The sequence below is a fragment of the Mycobacterium sp. NGS45 genome (assembly GCF_059812645.1).
The window spans coordinates 1-5,956 of record NZ_JCALDB010000045.1 but is presented as its reverse complement, the minus strand read 5'-3'; the positions used below and the strand labels follow the sequence as shown (position 1 = coordinate 5,956).

Here is a 5,956-nt window from a genome sequence, read left to right as displayed (position 1 = left end):
TCTCGCAGCGGGTCCGGGCGCTCGGTGTCAGCGGCATGCGCAACGATGTCCGGGTGGCTGTTCTCACCGTGCCGCAGGCCCGGCGCATCGCGCTGTCAGCTCAGGGCTTTCATGACGCCAAACCGCGCGGCGCGATCACTCGTGCGCATCTGAAGCGGTTGATCGACCGGATCCAGGTGCTGCAACTGGACTCGGTATCGGTGGCGGTGCGGGCGCACTACGCGCCGGTGTTCAGCCGGCTCGGCAGCTATGACCGGGACACGTTGGATAGCGCTGCGTGGAGCCACAGTGCTCGCAGTCCGCGGCTGCTGGTGGAGTACTGGGCGCACGAGGCGGCGCTGATGGCGGTGGAGGACTGGCCGCTGCTGCGCTGGCGGATGCGGGAGTACCGGCACGGCCGGTGGGGACGTGACATCGTGCGGCGCAATTCGAAGTTGGCCGATGACGTGGTGGCCGCGGTCGCTGACCTGGGGCCGTGCACCGCCGGGCAGATCGAGGCACACCTGGGGGCCGAGCCACCTCGACCCAAGGCGGCCGCGAAGAAACAGATGTGGGACCGCAGCGATACCAAGTGGGTGGCCGAAGCGCTCTGGTCGGCCGGGGTGCTGACCACCGCGCACCGAGCCGGTTTCGCCCGGCACTACGACCTGACCGAGCGGGTGCTGCCGGCGCACGTGCTCGCCCGCGAGGTCGAGGACGCCGAGGCGGTGCGTGAGTTGGTGCTACGCGCCGCCACCGCGCTGGGTGTCGGAACCGAGGCCGACATCCGGGACTACTTCCGGCTGAGCGCAGCGCAGACCAAACCGGCGCTGGCGCAGTTGCTGGCCTCCGGTGACCTGGAGCCCGTGACTGTCGCCGGCAGCCCGGCGTATCTACGGGCCGGGCAAACTATTCCGCGCCTCGACCGCGGCACCGCGCTGCTGTGCCCGTTTGACCCGTTGATCTTCTTCCGGCCCCGGGTGCAGCGGCTGTTCGGCTTCCACTACCGGATCGAGATCTACACGCCGCAGGCCAAACGGCAGTACGGCTACTACGTGTGGCCGTTCCTGCTCGACGGCGAACTGGTCGCGCGGGTCGACCTCAAGGCCGACCGGGCCGCCGACACGCTGCGGGTCATCGGCGCGTTCGCCGAGGACGGCCGAGACCGCGCCCGGATCGCCTCGGCGTTGGCCGAGGAGCTGACCCGGATGGCGCAGTGGTTGGGACTCGGCCGCCTCGGCGTCGGTGCCAACGGCGATCTGGCCGCCGCATTACGGCGCGCGCTGTAGTCGCGGACCGGGTTCGCGATCCTTGACTAGCCGTCGGTCGAGGGGGCAGTGCAGTCCTTCCAGTTGCCATCGATCTTGACGTACTCGTTGTGGAACACCTCAGTCGTGGTGGTGCCGTCGAGTGCGGTGCTGGTGATGGACAGATCGGCAGTGGCGTTGTCGCCGTCGATCTCGATGTTGTCGACCTCGAATTCCTCGATGTCCTTCAGCTTGGCGTGCACTTTGAGGATGGCGGGGCGGTAGGCCGCCGGATCCTGGGCGATCACGGCATCGATCACGTCGCCGAGGTAGTACTCGTCCATTCCGGGGTAGCACTCGAGCAGTTGCTGGTTCAGTGTCTCGGCGAATCCCGGATCGGCCAACTGCGCGGGGGTGGCCAGCGACTCCATGGTCGGCACCTGCGCTTCGTACTTGGCCCGCACCGCTTCCTGCTGTGCCGGGCAGTAGGTCTCGACCAGTTCATCGATGTCGAAGTCTTCCAGCTGCGGACGCTGTTGATTGACGCCGAAGATCAGCGCCGAGGCACGATCGGCCTCGACGGTGGCTGCCGCGCCGCTCGTCGGGGAGTCACTGGATTCGCTGCAACCGGAGAGCAAGGTGGCCGAAAGCACGCCGCCGGCCGCCAAGATACCGACCACTACCTGGGACTTGCGCCGATTCAACTGATCTCTCCTTTGGGTTTGCCGCAGCGCGGTTGCTGTCGGCAAGCAGGCGTTACCGCGAGGTCGGGGCCTGATAGTGCGCCAAGTTAGGCTGCCGGGGTGGCCGAGACCGCCCCGCTGCGTGTGCAGCTGATCGCCAAGACCGAGTTCACGCCGCCGCCGGACGTGCCGTGGAGCACCGACGCCGACGGCGGTCCCGCGCTGGTCGAGTTCGCCGGCCGGGCCTGCTACCAGAGCTGGGACAAGCCGAACCCCCGCACCGCGACCAACGCCGGCTACCTCAAGCACGTCATCGACGTCGGGCACTTCTCGGTGCTCGAGCACGCCTCGGTCAGCTTCTACATCACCGGGCTGTCCCGGTCCTGCACGCACGAACTGGTTCGGCACCGACACTTCTCCTACTCGCAGCTGTCGCAGCGCTACGTGCCCGAGCGCGACGCGCAGGTGGTCACCCCGCCCGGCATCGAGGGTGACCCGGAGCTCGAGGCGCTGTTCCTGGCGGCCGCCGATGCCGGCCGGGCCGCCTACACCGAGCTGCTGGACAAACTGGAAGCCAAACTGGCCGCCGACGAACCCGACGGACAACTGGGGACGCTGCGGCGTAAACAAGCACGGCAAGCTGCCCGGGCAGTGCTGTCGAACGCCGCCGAGACCCGGATCGTGGTGACCGGAAACTACCGGGCCTGGCGGCACTTCATCGCGATGCGGGCCAGCGAGCACGCTGATCTCGAGATCCGCCGGTTGGCGATCGCCTGCCTACGCCAACTGGTCGACGTTGCACCGCAGGTCTTCGCCGATTTCGAGATCTACAGCCTCGCCGACGGCACCGAGGTGGCAACCAGTCCGCTGGCGACGGAGGTCTGAGACGAGCACGGTAATCTTGTGCCCGTGAGCACCAGCGGAATCGATGTCAGCGCACGGTTGGGCACCGTGCTGACGGCTATGGTGACGCCGTTCGGCCCGGACGGCTCGCTGGACCTGGCCACCGCCAAGAAGCTCGCGGTACATCTGATCGACAAAGGCTGCGACGGCCTGGTGGTCTCCGGCACCACCGGTGAATCACCCACCACCACCGACGACGAGAAGATCGCCCTGCTCGAGGCGGTGCTCGAAGCCGTCGGTGACCGCGCCCGCATCCTGGCCGGCGCCGGCAGCTACGACACCGCGCATAGCGTTCGGTTGGCGCAGCGTTCGGCCGCCGCCGGTGCGCACGGGCTGCTGGTGGTCACGCCGTATTACTCGCGACCGCCGCAGGCCGGTGTGCTGGCGCACTTCAACGCTGTCGCGGACGCCACCGATCTGCCCAACCTGCTCTATGACATCCCGCCGCGCTCGGTGGTGCCGATCGCCTGGGACACCATGCGCAAGCTGGCCGAGCACCCGAACATCGTCGCGGTCAAGGACGCCAAGGGTGACCTGCACGGCGGCGGCCGGATCTTGGCCGAGACCTCGCTGGCCTACTACTCCGGTGACGACGCGCTCAACCTGCCCTGGCTGGCGATGGGTGCCATCGGATTCGTCAGCGTGTGGGGCCACGTGGCGGCCAGCCAGCTGCGAGATATGTTGTCGGCCTTCAATTCCGGCGACATCGCCACCGCCCGGAAGATCAACGCGGGGTTGGCGCCACTGGTCGACGCGCAGTATCGACTCGGCGGCGTCACGCTGTCCAAGGCGGGACTGCGGCTGCTGGGTATCGAAACCGGTGCACCACGCCTGCCGCAAGTTCCTGCCACCGACGCTCAACTCGATGAGCTGGCCGCCGATCTGCGCGCGGCAGGCCTGCTGCACTAAGGATGTCGTGATCCAGTCATGAACACCGAACTGGCGCCGCCCGGGGATCTCGCGCCCGGCGGCCTACGGGTTACGGCACTGGGCGGAATCGGTGAAATCGGCCGCAACATGACGGTCTTCGAGCATCTGGGTCGGCTGCTCATCATCGACTGCGGGGTACTGTTCCCCACCCACGACGAGCCCGGGGTCGACCTGATCCTGCCGGATCTGCGGCACGTCGAAGACCGTTTGGACGCCATCGAAGCGCTGGTGCTCACGCATGCTCACGAAGATCACATCGGCGCTATCCCGTTCCTGCTGAAACTGCGTCCGGATATCCCGGTGGTGGGTTCGAAGTTCACCTTGGCGCTGGTGGCTGCCAAGTGTCGGGAGCACCGGATCAAGCCCAAGTTCGTCGAGGTGGCCGAAGGGCAGCGCAGCACACACGGCGTCTTCGAATGCCAATACTTCGCGGTCAACCACTCGATTCCGGACGCGCTGGCGATCGCCGTGCACACCGGTGCCGGCACCATCTTGCACACCGGCGACATCAAGTTGGACCAGACTCCGCTGGACGGCCGGCCCACCGATCTGCCGGGAATGTCCCGACTCGGCGACGCCGGCGTGGACCTCTTCCTGTGCGACTCCACCAACTCCGAACACCCTGGGGTCAGCCCATCGGAAAGCGAGATCGGGCCCAATCTGCACCGACTGATGCGTGGTGCCGAGGGCCGGGTGATCGTGGCCTGCTTCGCCTCCAACGTCGACCGGGTGCAGCAGATCATCGACGCCGCAGTGGCATTGGGCCGCAAGGTTTCGTTCGTGGGCCGCTCCATGGTGCGCAACATGGGCATCGCCCGCGAGTTGGGTTTCCTGACCGTCGCCGATGACGACGTCCTCGACATCGGTGCCGCCGAGATGATGCCACCGGAGCGGGTGGTGCTGATCACCACCGGAACCCAGGGTGAGCCGATGGCCGCGCTGAGCCGGATGTCACGCGGCGAGCACCGCAGCATCACCTTGACCGCGGGCGATCTGGTGGTGCTGTCCAGCTCGCTGATCCCGGGCAACGAAGAGGCGGTCTACGGTGTGATCGACGCGCTGGCCAAGATCGGCGCCCGAGTGGTCACCAACAGTCAAGTCCGGGTTCATGTTTCCGGCCACGCCTACGCCGGCGAACTGCTGTTCCTGTACAACGGTGTGCGGCCGCGCAACGTCATGCCGGTGCACGGCACCTGGCGGCACCTGCGGGCCAACGCGAAGTTGGCGGCCAGCACCGGGGTGCCCGAAGAGAACATCATGGTGGCCGAGAACGGCGTCAGCGTGGACCTGGTCAACGGTGTGGCGTCGATCGCCGGCGCGGTGCCGGTGGGCAAGATGTTCGTCGACGGCCTGATCACCGGCGACGTCGGCGAATCCACGCTGGGGGAGCGGCTGATCCTGTCGTCGGGTTTCGTCGCGGTCACCGCCGTGGTTCGCCGCGGCACCGGAAAGCCCGCTGCGCCGGCACATCTGCATTCCCGCGGCTTCTCCGAAGACCCCAAGGCCTTGGAGCCGGTGGCCCGGATGGTCGACGCCGAGTTGGAGAAGTTGGCCGGCGAGAGCGTCACCGACCCGGTCCGGATTGCGCAGGCCATTCGGCGCACGGTCGGCAAGTGGGTCGGTGAGACCTACCGCCGTCAGCCGATGATCGTCCCCACGGTGCTCGAGATCTGAGCTACCGGGCGGGCTGCGAGCCGGTCAGGGAATGGATTCCAGCCGATAACCCATGCCGCGCAACGTGCTGAACCGTTCCGCGCCGAGCTTGCGACGCAGATAGCGGACGTAGACGTCGACCACGTTGGAGCCCGGGTCGTAGTCGTAGCCCCACACCTGACTCAACAGCTGTTCGCGCGAGAGCACCTGCCCTGGGTGCCGGAGAAAGGTTTCGGCCAACGCGAATTCGCGCGCCGACAGGTCGATGGTCCGGCCCTGGACGTGGGCTTGCCGGGTGCGCAGATCCAGGCTCAGTCCGCCGCAGGACAGTACGGTCAGCTCGCTGGACCGCTCCGGTGCCAGCCGCAGCCGCACCCGGGCCAGCAGTTCCTCGAACCGGAACGGCTTGGCCATGTAGTCGTCGGCGCCGCCTTCGAGGCTGGCCACCGTGTCGGCGACGCTGCTGCGGGCGGTCAGCACGATCACCGGTAACGCGCTGCCCTCGGCGCGCAACTGGCCCAGCACCTCGAAGCCGTCCAACGTGGGCAATCCGATGTCAAG

Annotated in this window: 6 protein-coding genes; 4 read left to right on the top strand and 2 right to left on the bottom strand. The window is 67.5% G+C overall.

What is annotated here, in order from left to right:
• The first annotated feature begins 35 nt into the window (after positions 1-35).
• Positions 36-1,268, top strand: coding sequence for a winged helix-turn-helix domain-containing protein (locus AC5Y3P_RS22180; RefSeq protein WP_500048092.1), 1,233 nt, complete (start codon positions 36-38; stop codon positions 1,266-1,268).
• A gap of 26 nt (positions 1,269-1,294) precedes the next feature.
• Here AC5Y3P_RS22180 and AC5Y3P_RS22175 read toward each other — a convergent pair whose 3' ends face one another.
• Positions 1,295-1,930 (bottom strand): hypothetical protein, encoded by a 636-nt coding sequence (locus tag AC5Y3P_RS22175; protein WP_500048091.1) that lies wholly within the window; start codon positions 1,928-1,930, stop codon positions 1,295-1,297.
• Positions 1,931-2,029: 99 nt separating this feature from the next.
• On the opposite strand from AC5Y3P_RS22175, the gene thyX reads away from it, so the two are divergent.
• From thyX to AC5Y3P_RS22160, 3 genes are read left to right on the top strand one after another with little or no spacing between them, the layout of a single operon-like run.
• Positions 2,030-2,794, top strand: coding sequence for an FAD-dependent thymidylate synthase (gene thyX / locus AC5Y3P_RS22170; protein WP_500048090.1), 765 nt, complete (start codon positions 2,030-2,032; stop codon positions 2,792-2,794).
• Positions 2,795-2,818: 24 nt separating this feature from the next.
• Positions 2,819-3,721, top strand: coding sequence for a 4-hydroxy-tetrahydrodipicolinate synthase (dapA, locus tag AC5Y3P_RS22165; RefSeq protein WP_500048089.1), 903 nt, complete (start codon positions 2,819-2,821; stop codon positions 3,719-3,721).
• An 18-nt stretch (positions 3,722-3,739) separates the two neighbouring features.
• On the top strand, positions 3,740-5,416 hold the full coding sequence (locus tag AC5Y3P_RS22160; protein WP_500048088.1) for a ribonuclease J: 1,677 nt from the start codon (positions 3,740-3,742) through the stop codon (positions 5,414-5,416).
• 24 nt (positions 5,417-5,440) lie between these two features.
• On the opposite strand, the gene AC5Y3P_RS22155 is transcribed toward AC5Y3P_RS22160, so the two are convergent.
• On the bottom strand, positions 5,441-5,956 hold a 516-nt coding region (locus AC5Y3P_RS22155; RefSeq protein WP_500048087.1), incomplete at its 5' end, for a response regulator transcription factor.